This window comes from Streptomyces sp. NPDC056835 (assembly GCF_042789485.1).
In the GTDB taxonomy this organism is placed as follows: domain Bacteria; phylum Actinomycetota; class Actinomycetes; order Streptomycetales; family Streptomycetaceae; genus Streptomyces.
In genome coordinates this window covers 23,522-40,932 of sequence record NZ_JBHUBB010000030.1, presented here as the reverse complement: position 1 = coordinate 40,932, position 17,411 = coordinate 23,522, and the positions used below count along the sequence as shown (strand labels likewise).

The window sequence follows — 17,411 nt, the reverse complement described above, 5'->3', positions numbered from 1 at the left end:
GAGAGGATTCCCGCGGATGTCCCCGCCTCCGCCACCACCCCTGGGCCGTCCACGAAGACGGGGCTCGCGCTCCGGCCAGTTCTTCGATCCGGCCCTCGATGACGCCCGACTCGGCGCCGTACGAGACCAGTTGGCCCAGGGCCGCTGGTCGGAGGCGCGCACTCTGCTCGCCGAGACCGGCGACGACTGGGACCGGCGAGGCCATCGCGTCGTCGTCCTCGCACGGGCCTCCGGCGCCGCCGCCTGGACCCGGGAGTGGCTGCTCGCCGAACCCGAGAGCGCCGACGCGGCCACCCTGCTCGCCTGCGCCACCGTCGTCGGCGTACTGCGCGGAAAAGAGTCCGAGCAGCGCGCGCGGGACGCCTGCCGCGACGCGATCCGGCGGGCCTCGGCCGATCCCACGCCCTGGCTCGCACTGCTGCTGCTCGCCCGTACGCATGGCACGGACAAAGAGACCTCACAGCTCTTCGACGAGGTCAGGACCCGGCATCCGGACCACCACCACGCCCATCATCTGATGGCGGCGCGGCTCGCGGAGCGCCATCCCGGCGCCGGCCAGGACCCGTTGCACGAGGTGTACGACTTCGCGGCCTGGGCCGCGGAACAGGCCCCCGCCGACTCACCGCTCGCGATCCTGCCCGTGGTTGCCCACGCCGAGCGCTACCGCGTCCTCGCCGCCGCCGGACACGAGCCCGGCGATCCCGCCGCGTCGGCCCACTGGACCGGACGCCGCGCCCGACAGGTACTCAAGACCGCCTTCGACTGGTGGCTGGAGTGGGAGGCGGAGGAGCATCCGCGCGGCCGGGTCGACCTCAACTTCCTCGCCCACGCCCAGTTCCACGACGGGCGGTTCGCCGAGGCCGCCGCGCTGTTCCAGCGGATCGGCCCGCACAACACCTCAGCTCCCTGGTCGTATCCCGACCGGGACCCCCGCACAGCGTTCCTCGCCGCGCGCAACGCCGCGCTCGGCTCCGCCTGAACCACCACTGAATTCCGAAAGGACCCCCCTGTCATGTCGACGGGCAGACCCGGCACGAGCGAACTCAACGAGATCAATACGTACAAGGGGCAGGAACGGGCGCTGCGCGCCGGCCGGCTCGGCACGGTGGGCCTGCTGCTCTCCGTGCTCGCCGCGAGCGCGCCGATGCTCGTCGTCGCGGGCGTCATGCCCACGGTCTTCGGTGTCATGGGCATCGTCGGACAGCCCCTGCTCTACGTGATCCTCGGCGTCGTCCTGGTGCTGTTCAGCTTCGGGTACGCGGAGATGAGCAGGCACGTCCACAACGCCGGGGCGTTCTACGCGTATATCGCCCGCGGTCTCGGCCCGACCGCCGGCGCCGGTGCCTCGCTCGTCGCCCTCGTCGCGTACAACGCCATGCAGGTCGGGATCTACGGCATCCTCGGCTTCGAGGTCTCCGGGCTCTTCGCCACCTATCTCGATCTGACCGTGGCCTGGTGGATCCCGGCGCTCGTCGCCGCCGCGATCGTCGGTCTGCTGGGCTGGCTGAAGATAGATCTCAACGCCAAGGTCCTCGGCGTCCTGCTGATCATCGAGTGCGCGCTGGTCGTGATCTTCGACCTCGCCTCCCTCGCCGATCCGGGCAAGGAGGGACTGTCCATGGCCGCGTTCAACCCCGACACGCTCACCGGCGCGGGGCTCGGGACCGCGCTCTGCTTCTGCATCGCCGCCTTCGTCGGCTTCGAACAGGCCCCGGTCTACGCCGAGGAGACGAGCCGGCCGAATGTCGTCGTCTCGCGCGTCATGTTCCTGGCCGTCGGTTACGCCGCGCTGTTCCTGGCCCTGAGCGCCTGGGCGATGACCGTCGCGGCGGGACCCGGCTCGATCGTCAAGGCCGCCGGGGAGCAGGGGCCCGGACTGCTCTTCGGACTGACCGAGAGCCGGCTGGGCGCCACCTTCACCGACGTCCTGCACGTCCTGTTCGTGACCGGAATGTTCGCCGCGCTGCTCAGCTTCCACAATGTCGTCGCGCGGTACGCCTTCGCGATGGGCCGCGAGGGCCTGCTGCCCGCCGCCTTCGGGCGCACCAACAAGTCCAGCGGCGCGCCCGCCTCGGGCTCCGTGCTCCAGTCCGTGGTCTCGATCGCCGTCATCCTGGCCTTCGCCCTCACCGACGACAAGCCGGTCGGTGACCCGACGGCCCCGGTGCTCCATCTCTTCACCTGGATGGGCAACATCGGCGCGCTCGGGGTCATCGTGCTGATGGCCGCGGCCTCCCTCGCCGTCATCGTCTTCTTCGTACGGCGGGGAGCGGCGCGCCATCAGGCCGCGCGGCTGGTGGCCTCCGGGCTGGCGGGCATCGCGCTGGTGACCATCGCCGTCTACACCGTCAAGGACTTCGACATCCTCGTCGGGTCCGGCCCCGGCTCCGCGCTCAGCTGGGTGCTGCCCGGGATCATCGCTCTCGCGCTGATCGGCGGGCTGGTGTACGGACTGGTGCTGCGCTCCGTCAAGCCCGAGGTGCACGCCCGTATCGGGCTCGGCAACGAGGCGTTCCAGCTGGAGAAGGCGGCCGAGTCGGAGACGACCGCCGCGGTGTGACGGTCCCGCCGTGACGCACCCGTCGTGAGGCCGACACCAGAACGCTCCTGACGAGAGCATGACGAACACCTGCGGTCCCCGGCTTCACGGGGCCGCGGGTCTTCTCGGCGCGGGACGCGTACCGGGTCGGTGGACCGCGCGTGGGCGGAGCGGGAGCACCCCCGGTGGAAGGAGGAGTGACCCGCCCCGCCCGGACGCGGCAGAGTGAGGTGGCGCGGTTACAACACCAGTGAGAGCAGCAGGACGCAGCCGAGGCCGACCACGGAGATGATGGTCTCCATCACCGACCACGTCTTCAGCGTCTGGCCGACGCTCATCCCGAAGTACTCCTTCACCAGCCAGAACCCGGCGTCGTTCACATGGCTGAAGAAGAGCGAGCCCGCGCCGATCGCCAGCACGAGCAGCGCCGTGTGCGTCGTCGACATGTCCGCCGCGAGCGGTGCCACCAGACCGGCGGCCGAGATGGTCGCCACGGTCGCCGAGCCGGTCGCCAGCCGGATCGCCACCGCGATCAGCCAGGCGAGCAGCAGCGCGGGGATCGACCAGTCCTTGGAGATGTCCAGGACCATCTGGCCCACGCCCGAGTCGATCAGCGTCTGCTTGAAGCCACCGCCCGCGCCGACGATCATCAGCACGCCCGCGATCGGGGCGAGCGACTTCTCGACGGTCGAGGAGATCCGGTCCTTGGTGAACCCGGCCGCGCGGCCCAGGGTGAAGATGCCGACGAGTACGGCGGCGAGCAGCGCGATCAGCGGGGAACCGACGACATCCGCCACGCGCTGGACGCTGTTCTCCGGATCGTCCACGACGATGTCCACGAGCGCCTTGCCCAGCATCAGCACGACCGGCAGCAGCACGGTGGAGACGGTCGCGACGAAGCTCGGCCGGGTCTTCAGATCGTCGGAGGTGCGCTGCGGCACCATCGTTTCGGGGGCCGGGATATCCACCCAGCGCGCGGCGTACCGGGAGAACAGCGGGCCCGCGATGATCACGGTCGGGATGGCGACGACCACCCCGAGCGCCAGCGTGACACCGAGGTTGGCGCCGACGGCGTCGATCGCGACCAGCGGCCCGGGGTGCGGCGGGATCAGACCGTGCATCACGGAGAGCCCGGCCAGCGCCGGGACACCGATCCGCATCAGGGAGTAGTTGCCGCGCTTGGCGACCAGCAGGACGACCGGGATCAGCAGCACGATGCCGACCTCGAAGAAGAGCGGCAGCCCGATCACCGAGGCGATCAGGACCATCGCCCACGGCATGGCGCGCCCGCTCGCCCTGGCGAGGATCGTATCGACGATCTGGTCGGCGCCGCCGGAGTCGGCGAGCAGCTTGCCGAGGATCGCGCCGAGCGCGATCAGTACGCCCACCCCCGCGACCGTGGAGCCGAGGCCGGCGGTGAAGCTGGTGATGACCTTGTCCAGCGGGGCGCCCGCGAAGGCGCCGAGCGCCAGCGAACCGAGGGTCAGGGCCAGAAAGGCATGGAGTTTGAAGACGGTGATGAGCAGGACGATGACGGCTATACCGGCGAGAACCGCTATACCCAGCTGAGCGTTGCCCGCCGAGGTGATCGGTTCGGCTGCGTCCGCTGCCAGCGTCTCGACACTGAGACTGGTCACGGGAGTCACGGAAACTTCCTTCAGCTTTCGAGCCGGCGCAGCGCGGCGACGGCCCGGTCGGTGATTTCTTCGGGGGTACCGGACACATCGACGGCCACACCCGCCTCGTCCGCGCCCAGGTTCTCCAGGGCTGCGTACTGCGAGTCCAGCAGCGCGGTGGGCATGAAGTGCCCCTTGCGCTCAGACATCCGGTGTTCGATCAACGGCCGGTCGCCGGTGAGGTGGAGGAACACGGCGCCCGGCGCGGCCGACCGCAGCCGGTCCCGGTAGGCGCGCTTGAGCGCGGAACTGCTCACCACACCGCCGAGCCCGGCCCTGTCGTGCGCCCAGGCCCCGATGGCGTCCAGCCAGGGCCACCGGTCCGCGTCGTCCAGCGGGGTGCCGGCGGACATCTTCGCGATGTTCTCCGGCGGATGGAAATCGTCGCCCTCGGCGTACGGGACGCCCAGTGCGGCGGCGAGCAGGGGCCCGACCGTGGTCTTGCCGGTTCCTGCCACGCCCATCACCACGACGACGTGGGGGGTGCTCATCGCATGCCTCGCTGTCTTCCTCGACATCGGCTTCAGTCCGTCCCGGGCATCGGGCCGTCGCGCTACTGAAACCTATTAGGTACGACTTATTCAAGAGGCTGTGATGTAAACGTCGTACTTAATCTTGGCGGGGGGTGCCCCGTAGGGTTGTCCCATGACCACTGAAGGCCGGGGCTTGCATACCCGTGTGCTGGACACTCTCGGCCTCGCCATCACCGCGGGCGAGTACCCGCAGGGCAGTGTGGTGCGCACGGACGAGGTGGCCCAGCGCTTCGATGTCTCGCGCACCGTCGTCCGCGAGGTGGTCCGCGTCCTCGAATCCATGCACCTGGTGGAGTCCCGGCGCCGGGTGGGCGTGACCGTACGCCCCACCGAGGAGTGGAACGTCTACGATCCGCGCGTCATCCGCTGGCGCCTCGCCGGCTCCGACCGGCCCCGCCAGCTGCGCTCGCTGACCGTGCTGCGCTCCGCGGTCGAACCGGTCGCGGCGGGGCTCGCCGCCCGGCACGCCACGCCCGAGCAGTGCGCCGCTCTCACCGAGCAGGCGCTCGGCATGGTCGCCACCTCCCGGGGCCGCCGGCTGGAGGATTACCTCGTCCATGACATCGCCTTCCACCGGGTGGTGCTGAACGCGTCGGGCAACGAGATGTTCGCCCGGCTCGGCGATGTGGTCGCCGAGGTCCTTACCGGCCGTACGCACCACCAGGTGATGTTCGACGACCCGGACCCGGCCGCCGTGACCCTGCATGTCCAGGTCGCCGAGGCGGTACGGGAGGGCGACGCCGCCCGCGCCGAGGAGCTGACCCGGGAGATCGCCGTCGGCGCCCTGGAGGAGCTGGACGTACTGGCCCCCTGACACGCGTCCGCCTGCCACCGCGCGCGCTTCGGTACGGGAGGGCGCTTCGGCACGGGATAGTGGGGGATGACGGAACGTTCGGTGTGTGAGCGTCCGAGCGTGTGACGGTGTGAGGAAAGGCAGGTCCTGGCAATGGCGCAGCGAGTGCGGGGGGTCGTCGCCCCCGGCAAGAACGAGCCGGTGCGGGTCGAGACGATCGTCGTACCGGACCCCGGTCCCGGCGAGGCCGTGGTGAAGGTGCAGGCGTGCGGTGTCTGCCACACGGATCTGCACTACAAGCAGGGCGGTATCAACGACGACTTCCCCTTCCTCCTCGGCCATGAGGCCGCGGGCGTCGTCGAGTCGGTCGGCGACGGTGTCACCGACGTCGCGCCCGGCGACTTCGTGATCCTCAACTGGCGTGCCGTGTGCGGGAACTGCCGGGCCTGTCTGCGCGGACGGCCGCAGTACTGCTTCAACACCCACAACGCCGCACAGAAGATGACGCTCACCGACGGAACGGAACTCTCCGCGGCGCTCGGCATCGGCGCCTTCGCCGAGAAGACCCTCGTCGCGGCGGGCCAGTGCACCAAGGTCGACCCCAGCGTCTCACCGGCCGTCGCCGGTCTGCTCGGCTGCGGCGTGATGGCGGGCATCGGCGCCGCCATCAACACCGGCCAGGTCGGCCGGGGCGACTCGGTCGCGGTCATCGGCTGCGGCGGTGTCGGGGACGCGGCGGTCGTCGGCGCGCGCCTCGCGGGCGCGGCCCGGATCATCGCCGTCGACATCGACGACCGCAAGCTGGAGACGGCGAAGTCGATGGGCGCCACCCACACCGTCAACTCCCGCTCCACCGACCCCGTCGAGGCGATCCGCGAGCTGACCGGCGGGTTCGGCGCGGATGTCGTCATCGACGCGGTCGGCCGCCCGGAGACGTACAAGCAGGCCTTCTACGCCCGTGATCTGGCCGGGACGGTCGTCCTGGTCGGCGTCCCCACCCCCGAGATGACGCTCGAACTGCCGCTGCTCGATGTCTTCGGCCGCGGTGGCTCCCTCAAGTCCTCCTGGTACGGCGACTGTCTGCCGTCCCGCGACTTCCCCATGCTCATCGACCTGCACCAGCAGGGCCGGATCGACCTCGGCGCGTTCGTCACCGAGACCATCGGACTCGACGATGTCGAGAAGGCGTTCGCCCGGATGCACGAAGGCGATGTCCTGCGTTCCGTGGTGGTGTTCTGATGACCGTCCGTATCGACCATCTCGTCACCTCGGGCACCTTCTCGCTCGACGGCGGCACCTGGGACGTCGACAACAACGTCTGGATCGTCGGCGACGACTCCGAGGCGATCGTCATCGACGCCGCCCATGACGCCGCCGCCATCGAGGACGCGCTCGGCGGCCGGACACTGCGCGCCATCGTCTGCACCCACGCGCACAACGACCACATCGACGCCGCGCCGGCCCTCGCCGCCGCCACCGGCGCGCCCGTACTGCTGCATCCCGACGATCTGCCGCTGTGGAAGCAGACCTACCCCGAGCAGATCCCGGACGGCGAGCTGACCGACGGCGCCACGCTCACCGTCGCGGGCACCACCCTGACCGTGCTCCATACCCCCGGGCACGCCCCGGGCGCGGTCTGTCTGTACGCCCCCGAGCTGTCGTCCGTCTTCACCGGCGACACGCTCTTCCAGGGCGGCCCCGGCGCCACCGGCCGGTCGTTCTCGCACTTCCCGACGATCATCGACTCGATCCGCGACCGGCTGCTCGGTCTGCCGCCCGAGACGGTGGTCCGTACGGGGCACGGCGATACGACCACCATCGGCGCCGAGGCGCCCCAGCTGGCGGAGTGGATTCAGCGCGGCCACTGAGGCGGCCACCGGGACAGGGTGAGCCGGCTCTCGAAGCGGTACGGCTCGCCCGTCACCGGATCGGTGAACTCCAGTACCTTCGCCAGGAGTTGCAACGGTGACGCGTACTCGTCGGGGCCTTCAGCCCGGACAACGGGATACACCGGATCGTTCAGGATCGGCAGTCCCAGACGGTTCATATGGACCCGCAGCTGATGGGTTCGGCCGGTGGCCGGCACCAGCCGGTACCGGCCGAGCCCGCCCCGCCGCTCCACCATGTCGATCCAGCTCTCGGAATTCGGCTCGCCGGGCACCTCCCGCGCCGCCAGCACCCCGCGCTCCTTCTCGATCCGGCCGCGCACCGTGACCGGCAGCGCCACGGCGGGGTCGTACGGCGCGACCGCCTCGTACTCCTTGCGCACCAGCCGGTCCCGGAACAGCGTCTGGTACGCGCCACGGTCCCCGGCCCGTACGACGAAGAGCGCGAGCCCGGCCGTGAGCCGGTCGAGCCGGTGCGCGGGCTGCAACTCCGGCAGCCCGAGATCCCGGCGGAGCCGGGCCAGCGCGGTCTCGGTGATATGCCGTCCGCGCGGCGTGGTGGCCAGGAAGTGCGGCTTGTCGGCGACCACGATCCGCTCGTCGCGGTACACGATCCCGATCCCGAACGGCACCCGCTCCTCAGCGGAGAAGTCCCGGTGGAACCAGACGTACCGCCCGGCGGCATACGGCTCCGCCGCCCCCACCGGCCCGTCCACGCCGACGAACCGTCCCTCCCGGAACATCGCGTCGACCCGCCCGGCCCCGATGGCGTCACCGAACCGCGCGACCAGATGGTCCCGCACGGTCGCCCACTCGCCCTTCTTGTCCGCGGGCAGCCGGAGCCGTACCGGATCGATCCCGTCCCGCTGGGGGAGGGGCGAGGGGGGAGGGGTGCGATGTCTGCGTGCCACGGGTCCCCGTGTCTTCCTCGGTGTGGTCCCGGCGCCGTCTTCCGGTCGCCTCCGGCGCACGGAGCGTCAGCGCCACGAGTCTATCGACGGCGGACCACACCGGCGTCCCTCGTTCGGCCCCCGCCCGGACCGCGCGCGCCGGGATGAGAGCTGTTCCGGAACACGTCAGCCGCATGATGGTCCGATGATCAGTGTCCTGTTCGCCGTACTGACCGCGATCAGCAACGGCTCCGCCTCGGTGCTCCAGCGCCGCGCCGCGTCCACCGTGCCCGACGCCGAGGCGATGCGGATCTCGCTGATCAAGCACCTGCTGCGGAAGAAGGTGTGGCTGGCGGGGATCGGGCTGGTGCTCGTGGCCGCCGTGTGCCAGGCGGTGGCGCTCGCCACGGGACCGATCGCGGTGGTCCAGCCGATCTTCGTCATCGAATTGCCCGCCACCCTGCTGATCGCGAGTGTTGTCTTCCGCCGCCCGCTGGCCCGGTCCGCCTGGCTGGGAGTGGCGGCGGTGACCTGCGGTCTCGCCCTGGGCATGGCCGCCGCCGCGCCGGGCGGGGGCAGCGAGAGCGTCCCCGGGCACGTCTGGGTCCCGGCCCTGATCATCACCGGGTGCTTCGAGGCCGTACTGATCATCTGGTCACGGCGGCTGCGCGGCAACGCCCGTGCCGCGCTGCTGGGTCTCGCCACCGCCTGCGGATACGCGCTGACCGCCGCGCTGATGAAGGACGCCATGTCCCGGCTCGAAAGCGGCGGCGTCCTCGCGTTGGTGACCGCCTGGCAGCTCTACGGCACGGCGGTCGCGGGGGTGGGGGCGCTGTTCCTGCTCCAGAACGCCCTCCAGGCCGGCTGGCTGGTCGCGTCCCAGCCGATGATCACGCTCGGCGACGCGCTGATCAGCATCACGTACGGGGTGACCCTCTTCGGCGAGAGCCTGCGTACAGGCTGGTGGCTGCTGCCCGAACTCATCGGGGTCGCCATGATCGCGGCGGGCTGTGTGGAACTGGCCCGTTCCCCCCTCGCCGCCGGCTCCAAGCCCCCGCCGCCCCGCGTTCGCTGACACAGCCCTCAGGCTTCTTCGGCGGCCGCGTCGAGATCCGACCAGGTGGCGTCGGTCAGGTCCTGGCCGGCCCAGCGGGCGGCGGACCTGACCTCGTGGGCGGAACGGAAGCCCGCGACCACCCCGGCCACCACGGGATCGCGCAGCGGAAAGCGCACAGCGGCGTGCGGGAGTACGGTGCCGTGCCGGGCACAGACGTCGGCGAGCCGCCGGGCGCGGCGCAGCAACGCCTCGGAGGCGGGACCGTAGTCGAAGGAGGCGTCGTCGGGCGGCCGGGGGCGGCTGAGCAGACCGGAGTTGAACGGCGCCGCGGCGACCACCGAGACACCCCGCCGCGCGCACGCCTCCAGCAGTGGGCGGGCGGTGCGGTCGATCAGGGTCCACCGGCCGGCCACCATCACGGTGTCCACATCCGCTTCGGCCACGATCCGCAGCAGCGGGGCGACGGTATTCATGCCGACACCGACAGCGCCGATGACGCCCTGGGCGCGCAGCTCCGCCAGGGCGGGCAGCGCGTGGTCGAGGGCGGCGTCCAGATGATCGTCGGGGTCGTGTACGTAGACGATGTCCACCCGGTCCAGGCCCAGCCGGTCCAGGCTGCCCTCCAGACTCCGCAGCACACCGTCACGCGAGTAGTCGGGGCGGCGGATCCAGGTGTCCGGTACGGCGAAGCCCCCCGCGGCCAGATCGGATCCGGTGGGCGCGGGGTGGGGCTCCAGCAGCCGGCCGACCTTGGTGGAGACGGTGAACTCCGCCCGCGGCCGGTGGGCGAGTACCGACCCGAGGCGCCGCTCGGACAGTCCGAGTCCGTAGTGCGGAGCGGTGTCGTAGTAGCGCACCCCGACATCCCAGGCGGCCTCGACCGCGGCGCGCGCCTGATCGTCGTCGATCGGGGCGTAGAGATTACCGATGGGGGCGGCGCCGAAGCCCAGGGAACCGACGCGGACGCCCGTACGGCCGAGCCGACGGGCCGTCACGCGGCGATCCCGTACCAGCGCGCGGCCGTCGTGCCGAAGACCGCCGCGCGTTCGTCCGCGCCGAGCTGGTCGGTGAGCGTCTGCGCGAGGGACAGGACGTCGTCGTAGCCGGCCCTGGCCGCGAGCAGACAGACCGGCCAGTCCGAGCCGTACATCAGGCGGTGCGGGCCCACCGTCGCGAGCAGTGTGTCCGCGTAGGGGCGCAGCGCTCGGGCGGGGGCCGGTCCGACCCTGGTGACCAGGCCGGACAGTTTCACGGTGACGTTGGGGCAGCCGGCCAGTTCTGTCAGCAGTGAGGCCCAGGGCTCCAGGCCGTCCGGGCCGATGACCGGATTGCCGGCGTGGTCCAGGACGAAGCGGACATCCGGCAGTTCGCGCACCGTCCTTACCGCGGCGGGCAGTTGGTCGGGCCGGACGACCAGGTCGTAGACGAGACCCGCGGCGCCGACCGCCGCGATGCCCCGGCGGACCTCGGGGCGCGCCGTCCAGTCCGGATCGGGCTCGTCCTGGACACCGTGCCGGATACCGACGAGCGCGGAGCCCCCGGGGGCTTCGCGCAGTTCCGCGAGACGGTCGGCGACACCGGGGTCGGTGAGACGTGTCCAGCCGACGACCGCCCGGACATGCGGGTCGCCGGACGCCAGGGCGAGCAGTTCCGGTGTCTCCTCCGGTACGGCGATGGTCTGTACGAGGACGGTCGCGTCGATGGCGTTCCGGTCGAGCGCGGGCCGCAGTTCGGCGGCGGTGAAGGTCCGGCGCAGGGCGGGGATGTCGCGGGTCCAGGGCTGGTCGCGTACCGCGAGGTCCCACAGATGGTGATGGGCGTCGATGCGCACCGTTCGGTCCTTCGGGTCGGTGGACGGGGTTACGGACGGGAGCACACGGGCGGCGGCGCGGGCTCAGTCGAGGTGGAAGATCTCTTCGGCGGAGGCCCACCACTCACCCTCGGCCACGCTGTCCAGCGGCCGTTGGCACGGGTCGGTCAGCGCCCACCACTCGCGGGACACCGGATCGGCGGCGATCGCCGCGGTGTCGGCGGCGTAGTCGCTACCGGTGTACTCCAGGTAGCTGAAGAGCAGGCCGTCCCGCAGGAAGATGGAGTAGTTGCCGATGTGGGCCCGCTTGAGGGCCGCGAGCACGCCCGGCCACGCGGCGGCGTGCAGGGCGAGATACTCCCGCTCCTTCTCGGGCCGCAGCCGGATCACGGCGGCGAAGCGCTTCACTGGGCTCAGCCCCTCTCAAGGATCAGGTTCATGTGACAGGCAGGACCATAAGGATCTGATCCCTTCTCTGCAATAGATCCGGAAGGATTGTCGCTTTTGTTCAGATCGGGGCGAGTTGGAGAGGCGTCTCTATGAAGTTTCGTCCGACCTCTTCTCAACGTGTAACGCTGATGTCATAGTTGCCCACGCCGATGAACCAGATTCATTTGAACTCATCACAGGGGGATTACGCTGTGGCAGATTCTTCACCGCTCTCCGGCGAAGACGATGACGACGCGTCGCGCCCCTACCGGCCGGGGTACGAACTGGTCGCCGAACAACTGCTGAACCACATCGCCGAGCAGAACCTGCGGGCCGGGGACCGGCTGCCCACCGAACAGGGCCTGGCCCAAATCCTCGGCGCCTCCCGCAATGTCACCCGCGAGGCGGTGAAGGTCCTGTCCGCCATCGGCCGGCTGACCGTACGGCGCGGCGCGGGAATCTTCGTCGCCGAGTCGAACGCCGGGCTGGTCGACGACCAGCTCTCGCACTTCCGTCCGACGAGCATGGAAGACGTCCTGATGCTCCTGGACTACCGGACGGTCATCGAGTCGGAGACCGCGCGCCGCGCCGCCTCCCTCGCCACGCCGATCGAGGTCAGGACCATCCGGGAGTGCGCCGAGACCTCGCTGGTGGCGGCCCGCGCCGCCGACGGGTACGGCTTCGCCAAGGCCGACACGGCGTTCCACGACGCGGTGGGCGCCGCCGCGCACAACGTGTTCCTGAGGTCGAGCGTCGCCGCCGTGCGACGGTTGGCGTCACAGTCCGATGTGCTGCTCTTCCACGGCGACGCGCCGGGATCGCTGGAAGTGGCCGCACGACAGCACCTCGCCATCGCCGAGGCGGTCGCCGCGGGGGAGGCCGATCTCGCGGGTCGGCTGATGGTGGAGCACATCGCCACCACACAGGGCCAGTTCGAACGAAAGATCCGTGACCGGCTGTTCAACCTCGATTCCCGTGGTGGCACCGGTACGCCCGCGCGCCCGCCGAAGAGCGCGGGCGCCGAGGACGACCCGCTCTCCCCGGAGTCATCCGCCTCGTAAGCCATCGGGACAAGGCGTCGACGTAGGCCGTCGACGTCAGCCGGCACCACGCGGGTCCCACGGACGCGCGGACCGAGCCGACCAACGCCGAAGGAACCCGGAGGACGACCGGGTTCCCGGACACCACTTCATTCAGGCGATTGGATTTCCGTGTCTGTACCGTCATTTCGCCTAGGCATGGGCAAACCGCTAGGCATAGCCAAACCGCTCCGGAGAGTGCTGACAGCGGCCCTCTCCCTGGCCGTCGTATCGGCGCCGCTGGCCGCCGTACCGGCCCAGGCGGCCCCCCGCGCCCCGGGCCTGGCCGTCTACGTCTCGCCGACCGGCCGGGACGCCGGCTCCGGCACCGCCGCGCATCCGTTCAAGACCCTGGAACACGCCCGGGACTATGTGCGTGAGGCCAAGAAGAAGGTACGCGGCGACGTCCACGTACGGCTGATGTCCGGTACGCACCAACTGACCCGTACCTTCAGCCTCACCGCCCAGGACTCCGGCGGCGACGGACGGCGGATCGTCTACGAGGCCGCCCCCGGCGCGCACCCGGTGATCAGCGGGGGCAAGCGGATCACCGGCTGGACCGTGGCCGATCCGGCGAAGGGGATCTACAAGGCCCAGGTGGGCGACCTCGACACCCGTCAGCTCTATGTGAACGGGGAGCTCGCGACCCGGGCGCGCGGTGCGAAGAACCCGCCCGGGTTCACCAAGACATCCACCGGCTACACCTTCACCGACAGCGGCCTCAGCGACTACCGGCGCCCCCAGGACCTGGAGGTCGTCAGCAGCTGGGGCTGGAAGCTCATGCGCTGCCCCGTGGAGTCGATCTCCGGCAACGCGATGACGATGCGGCAGCCCTGCTGGGACAACGCCCACCTCCAGTCGGGCCAGGAGATCCAGAACCCGACCTGGCTGGAGAACGCCCGCGAGCTGCTTGACACCCCCGGTGAGTGGTACGTCGACAAGGGCCGGGGCGAGGTGTACTACCTGCCCAAGGCCGGCCAGAACCTGTCCAAGGCCGGCCAGAACCTGTCCACCGCGACCGTGACGGCGCCGGTCGTGCAGGACCTGGTCGATCTGAACGGCACCACCGCCGAGCCCGTCACCGATGTGTCCTTCGAGGGCATCACCTTCTCCTACTCCACTTGGCTCGCGCCCAGTTCGGCCGACGGTCTCATCGAGGGCCAGGCGGGCTTCCGGATGGTCGGCGAGGACAACCCCGACTTCGACCACACCCGGCTGAACTGGCAGAAGACACCCGGCGCGGTCAATGTGAGCCACGGCCAGGGCATCCGCTTCACGGGCAACACCTTCACCCACCTCGGCGCCGTCGGCCTGAACCTGAACACCGGGACCCAGAACACCGCCATCACGGGCAACGTCTTCCGCCAGATCGCCGCCACCGGCATCCAGATCGGCGGCGTCGAGGCGGGCGACGCCCACCCCGGCGACCCCCGGGACATCACCAAGAACACCACGGTCGCCAACAACGTCGTCACCCAGGTCGCCGACCAGTACAACGGCTCGGTGGGCATTCTGGCCGGCTACACCGACCATTCGGTGATCACCCACAACAAGGTCTACGACCTGCCCTACAGCGGCATATCCGTGGGCTGGGGATGGGGTCTGACCGACCAGGGCGGCAACCACGCCTACCCGAACAACGGCGGCGTACCCATCTGGGACACCCCCACCATCAGCCGGAACAACGTCGTCACCGACAACGAGATCGGCGACATCATGAAGTCGCAGGCGGACGGTGGCGGTGTCTACACCCTCAGCACCAACCCCGGCGGCGAGGTGTCCGGCAACTACATCCACGGCGTCCCGGCACCCGCGTACGGCGCGATCTACCACGACGAGGGCAGTCGCCACTGGAAGAACACGGGCAACGCCCTGTGCGATGTGTCCTTCCAGTGGATGCTGATGAACCACGGCGAAGAGAACACCGTCACCGGCAACTACACCAGCAACCCGGCCTTCAGCGTCCAGGGAGGCAGCGAGAACAACAACGTGGGCGGCAACACGACCGTCGGCTCCTGCGACCAGCTCCCCGCCTCGATCGTGAACAACGCCGGTCTCCAGCCCGAGTACGAGCACCTCGACCCGGGCCCCGCCGTCACCGACCGTACGCCGCCCACCGCCCCCGGCGCCCCGACAGCGGTCACCGACTTCCCGAGCGTCGCTGACCTCAGCTGGCCGGCGTCCACCGACGACACGGGCGTGACGGGCTACTCCGTCTACCGTGACGGCAAGCTGGTCAGTGCCTCGGGAAAGACCTCGGCGCGCATCCCCGACATGACGGGGGGCAAGACCTACAGCTTCCGGATCACCGCCCGTGACGCGGCCGGCAACGAGTCCGAGCGGAGCGGGGAGCTGAAGGTCACCATGCCCTCCGGCTCCGACCTGGCGCTGAAGAAGCCGGTCACCTACTCGTCGTACTCCGACGACAACACCCCCGAGAAGCTGGTGGACGGCGACCTGTCCACCCGCTGGGCCCAGGGCCGCGGCCTGCCCGACCCGTCCTGGATCCAGGTGGATCTCGGCGCCCGGTACGAGGTGAACGGCGCGATCAGCACCTTCGAGAAGAGCAGCGGATACAAGTACCGCATCGAGGTGTCGTCGGACGAGATCAGCTGGCAGACCCTGGAGGATCACACCTCCGCGAACACCACGGCGATGACCAACCTCTTCCACACCGCCGATCCGGTCACCGGCCGCTTCGTACGGCTGACGGTCACCGGATCCAGCGGTAACGGCGGCAGCCTCTACGACCTCCAGGTCTACGGCACCCCCGCCGCACCCAGCCCGGACCGTACGGCTCCCACGGCCCCCGGGCAGCCCACCGTCGCGCCGCTGCTGCCCAGCCTGGTGGACCTCAGTTGGCCGGCCGCGACTGATGACACCGCTGTGACCGGCTATGCCGTCTACCAGGACGGCAAGCGGATCGCCGTCACCGACGCAACGACCCTGCGCGTCTCCGGCCTGACCCCGGAAACGGACTACTCCTTCACCGTCGAGGCCCGCGACGCGGTGCTCAACACCTCCGAGCCCAGCGAAGCGGCCGTCATCACCACCCCCGCCGACCACGACCTGGCGCTGAGGAAGCCGGTCACCGCCTCGTCGTACTCCGAGGACAACACCCCCGAGAAGCTGGTGGACGGCGACCTGTCCACCCGCTGGGCCCAGGGCCTGGGCCTGCCCGATCCGTCCTGGATCCAGGTGGACCTGGGCAAGGACACCCGTGTCTCCGGCGTGGTGACCACGTTCGAGAAGTCCAGCGGCTACACGTACCGCCTGGAGTACTCCACCGACGGGACGACGTGGTCCACGCTCGACGACCACACCTCCGAGAACACCGTTTCGGCGGCCAACTACTCATTCGCCGACCAGCCCGTCACCGCCCGCCACCTGCGGCTGACCGTCACCGGATCCAGCGGTAACGGCGGCAGCCTCTACGGGCTCCAGGTGTACGGCGAGTTCTGAACCGTATGTCCCCGGGCCGGCCCGCTCACACAGAAACGAAAGCCAGGATGAAGATCACCCATGTCGAAGTACACCGGATCGACGTTCCGGCGGCCAGCCCGCCCTTCCGCTGGAGGGACGGGCTGAGCGGAAGCGCTCCGGTGGGCGACGGCGCGGTCCTGCGTATCGGCACCGACGAGGGAGCCGAGGGGGTCGCCCTGTTCGCCAGACCGGGCGCCTTCACCACCCTGCGGGACCTGGTGGACCGGGTCTTCCGTGACGAACTGGTCGGAGCCGACCCGTTCCAGCGGGAATGGCTGTGGCACCGGGTGTGGGAGCTGGACCGTATCCACGAACTCCCGCTCCCCACCCTGGGCCTCATCGACACCGCCCTGTGGGACCTGGCCGGCCGGTACCACGGCCAGCCGGTCTGGCGCCTGCTCGGCGGCTTCCGCGAGGCGATCCCCGCCTACGCCTCCACCTCGACGTTCTCCACCATCGCGGAGTTCCTCGATGTGGCGGACCAGTGCCTGGAACTGGGCTACCGGGGAATCAAGCTGCACGCCTGGGGCGACGCCCGCCGGGACGCCGAGCTGTGCCTGGCGCTGCGCGACCACGTCGGCCCCTCGGTCCCCCTCATGTACGACGGGTCGGCCGGCTTCGACCTGCCCGACGCGATCCGGCTGGGGCGGGCGCTCTCGGAGGCCGACTACCTCTGGTACGAGGAGCCGATGCGCGAGTTCAGCGTCTCCGCGTACCAGCGACTGGCGACGGCCGTGGACGTACCGCTGCTGGTCGCCGAGACCTCCGACGGAGCCCATATGAACTCCGCGGACTTCATCAGGGCCGGCGCCGCCACCTTCGGCGTACGGGCGGGCACCACCCTCCGCGGCGGGATCACCGGCGCCATGCGCACCGCGCACCTCGCCGACGCCTACCGGCTCCGTGCGGAGGTGCACGGCTCGGACATCCCGAACCACCACCTGTGCATGGCCATCTCCAACACCACCTACTACGAGTCCCTGGTGACCGCGGCGAAGGTCGTCCGCGAGCGCCATGTGGACGCACAGGGTCTGGTGCACGCCCCCACGGGGCCTGGCATAGCCCTCCCGCTCGACCTCGGCTACGGCAGCGAACTCCAGAGCTACGTCGAGCAGCCGCGCTGACCGGCCGGGCGGTGGGGGGGGGCGGCCGTGCTGTAACGGGTGTTTGCCCCTGGGGGGGCCCGGGTGCCCCCCCCACGGGCGCCGGACCGGTCAGGTGGGGATGGGTTTGGTC

The 17,411-nt window shown here is 70.3% G+C and carries 15 protein-coding genes; 9 read left to right on the top strand and 6 right to left on the bottom strand.

What is annotated here, in order from left to right:
* Positions 1-16 precede the first annotated feature (16 nt).
* Positions 17-979 carry a hypothetical protein gene (locus tag ACFRMN_RS29190; RefSeq protein WP_383024814.1) on the top strand — a complete coding sequence of 321 codons (963 nt, stop codon included), beginning with the start codon at positions 17-19 and terminating at the stop codon, positions 977-979.
* A gap of 33 nt (positions 980-1,012) precedes the next feature.
* Entirely contained in the window at positions 1,013-2,560 is a 1,548-nt protein-coding gene (locus ACFRMN_RS29185; protein ID WP_383024811.1) for an APC family permease, read from the top strand.
* Positions 2,561-2,778: 218 nt separating this feature from the next.
* Here the strand turns inward: ACFRMN_RS29185 and ACFRMN_RS29180 are convergent, their stop codons facing one another.
* Entirely contained in the window at positions 2,779-4,176 is a 1,398-nt protein-coding gene (locus ACFRMN_RS29180) for a gluconate:H+ symporter (protein ID WP_383024808.1), read from the bottom strand.
* Between the two features lie 20 nt (positions 4,177-4,196).
* Complete coding sequence (locus ACFRMN_RS29175; protein WP_383024805.1) at positions 4,197-4,706, bottom strand: gluconokinase; 510 nt, start codon at positions 4,704-4,706, stop codon at positions 4,197-4,199.
* Positions 4,707-4,860: 154 nt separating this feature from the next.
* On the opposite strand from ACFRMN_RS29175, the gene ACFRMN_RS29170 reads away from it, so the two are divergent.
* From ACFRMN_RS29170 to ACFRMN_RS29160, 3 genes are all read left to right on the top strand, one after another.
* On the top strand, positions 4,861-5,562 hold the full coding sequence (locus ACFRMN_RS29170) for a FadR/GntR family transcriptional regulator (protein WP_383024802.1): 702 nt from the start codon (positions 4,861-4,863) through the stop codon (positions 5,560-5,562).
* A gap of 132 nt (positions 5,563-5,694) precedes the next feature.
* Positions 5,695-6,780 carry an S-(hydroxymethyl)mycothiol dehydrogenase gene (locus ACFRMN_RS29165; RefSeq protein WP_383024799.1) on the top strand — a complete coding sequence of 362 codons (1,086 nt, stop codon included), beginning with the start codon at positions 5,695-5,697 and terminating at the stop codon, positions 6,778-6,780.
* Positions 6,780-7,409, top strand: coding sequence for an MBL fold metallo-hydrolase (locus ACFRMN_RS29160; protein ID WP_383024797.1), 630 nt, complete (start codon positions 6,780-6,782; stop codon positions 7,407-7,409). The genes ACFRMN_RS29165 and ACFRMN_RS29160 overlap by 1 nt, the downstream gene beginning before the upstream one ends.
* Here the strand turns inward: ACFRMN_RS29160 and ACFRMN_RS29155 are convergent.
* On the bottom strand, positions 7,394-8,338 hold the full coding sequence (locus tag ACFRMN_RS29155; RefSeq protein WP_383024794.1) for a pseudouridine synthase: 945 nt from the start codon (positions 8,336-8,338) through the stop codon (positions 7,394-7,396). The two genes, ACFRMN_RS29160 and ACFRMN_RS29155, sit on opposite strands and share 16 nt — an antisense overlap.
* Before the next feature lie 184 nt (positions 8,339-8,522).
* Between ACFRMN_RS29155 and ACFRMN_RS29150 the strand changes: the two genes are divergently transcribed.
* The gene (locus tag ACFRMN_RS29150) at positions 8,523-9,392 is read left to right on the top strand and encodes a DMT family transporter (protein ID WP_383024792.1); all 870 of its coding nucleotides are present in this window, start codon (positions 8,523-8,525) and stop codon (positions 9,390-9,392) included.
* 8 nt (positions 9,393-9,400) lie between these two features.
* On the opposite strand, the gene ACFRMN_RS29145 is transcribed toward ACFRMN_RS29150, so the two are convergent.
* The 3 genes from ACFRMN_RS29145 to ACFRMN_RS29135 form a co-directional block, all read right to left on the bottom strand.
* Positions 9,401-10,369, bottom strand: coding sequence for an aldo/keto reductase (locus ACFRMN_RS29145; RefSeq protein WP_383024789.1), 969 nt, complete (start codon positions 10,367-10,369; stop codon positions 9,401-9,403).
* Complete coding sequence (locus ACFRMN_RS29140; RefSeq protein ID WP_383024787.1) at positions 10,366-11,205, bottom strand: amidohydrolase family protein; 840 nt, start codon at positions 11,203-11,205, stop codon at positions 10,366-10,368. The genes ACFRMN_RS29145 and ACFRMN_RS29140 overlap by 4 nt, the downstream gene beginning before the upstream one ends.
* A 63-nt stretch (positions 11,206-11,268) precedes the next feature.
* Positions 11,269-11,592 (bottom strand): L-rhamnose mutarotase, encoded by a 324-nt coding sequence (locus tag ACFRMN_RS29135; protein ID WP_383024784.1) that lies wholly within the window; start codon positions 11,590-11,592, stop codon positions 11,269-11,271.
* Positions 11,593-11,825: 233 nt separating this feature from the next.
* Here ACFRMN_RS29135 and ACFRMN_RS29130 point away from each other — a divergent pair, with 233 nt between their 5' ends.
* From ACFRMN_RS29130 to ACFRMN_RS29120, 3 genes are all read left to right on the top strand, one after another.
* The gene (locus ACFRMN_RS29130) at positions 11,826-12,674 is read left to right on the top strand and encodes a FadR/GntR family transcriptional regulator (protein ID WP_383024781.1); all 849 of its coding nucleotides are present in this window, start codon (positions 11,826-11,828) and stop codon (positions 12,672-12,674) included.
* Positions 12,675-12,851: 177 nt separating this feature from the next.
* Positions 12,852-16,154, top strand: a complete 3,303-nt coding sequence (locus ACFRMN_RS29125) for a discoidin domain-containing protein (protein ID WP_383024778.1) — start codon at positions 12,852-12,854, stop codon at positions 16,152-16,154.
* A 47-nt stretch (positions 16,155-16,201) separates the two neighbouring features.
* A complete protein-coding gene (locus ACFRMN_RS29120; protein WP_383024775.1) occupies positions 16,202-17,299 on the top strand; it encodes an enolase C-terminal domain-like protein in 1,098 nt (365 codons plus the stop codon).
* Positions 17,300-17,411: the final 112 nt, after the last annotated feature.

What these genes read in the sequence shown, in the direction of transcription:
- ACFRMN_RS29150 (WP_383024792.1), top strand. Translation starts at nt 8,523, where the DNA reads ATGATCAGTGTCCTGTTCGCCGTACTGACCGCGATCAGCAACGGCTCC.
- ACFRMN_RS29170 (WP_383024802.1), top strand. Translation starts at nt 4,861, where the DNA reads ATGACCACTGAAGGCCGGGGCTTGCATACCCGTGTGCTGGACACTCTC.
- ACFRMN_RS29175 (WP_383024805.1), bottom strand. Translation starts at nt 4,706, where the DNA reads ATGAGCACCCCCCACGTCGTCGTGGTGATGGGCGTGGCAGGAACCGGC.
- ACFRMN_RS29190 (WP_383024814.1), top strand. Translation starts at nt 17, where the DNA reads ATGTCCCCGCCTCCGCCACCACCCCTGGGCCGTCCACGAAGACGGGGC.
- ACFRMN_RS29120 (WP_383024775.1), top strand. Translation starts at nt 16,202, where the DNA reads ATGAAGATCACCCATGTCGAAGTACACCGGATCGACGTTCCGGCGGCC.
- ACFRMN_RS29160 (WP_383024797.1), top strand. Translation starts at nt 6,780, where the DNA reads ATGACCGTCCGTATCGACCATCTCGTCACCTCGGGCACCTTCTCGCTC.
- ACFRMN_RS29125 (WP_383024778.1), top strand. Translation starts at nt 12,852, where the DNA reads ATGGGCAAACCGCTAGGCATAGCCAAACCGCTCCGGAGAGTGCTGACA.
- ACFRMN_RS29165 (WP_383024799.1), top strand. Translation starts at nt 5,695, where the DNA reads ATGGCGCAGCGAGTGCGGGGGGTCGTCGCCCCCGGCAAGAACGAGCCG.
- ACFRMN_RS29185 (WP_383024811.1), top strand. Translation starts at nt 1,013, where the DNA reads ATGTCGACGGGCAGACCCGGCACGAGCGAACTCAACGAGATCAATACG.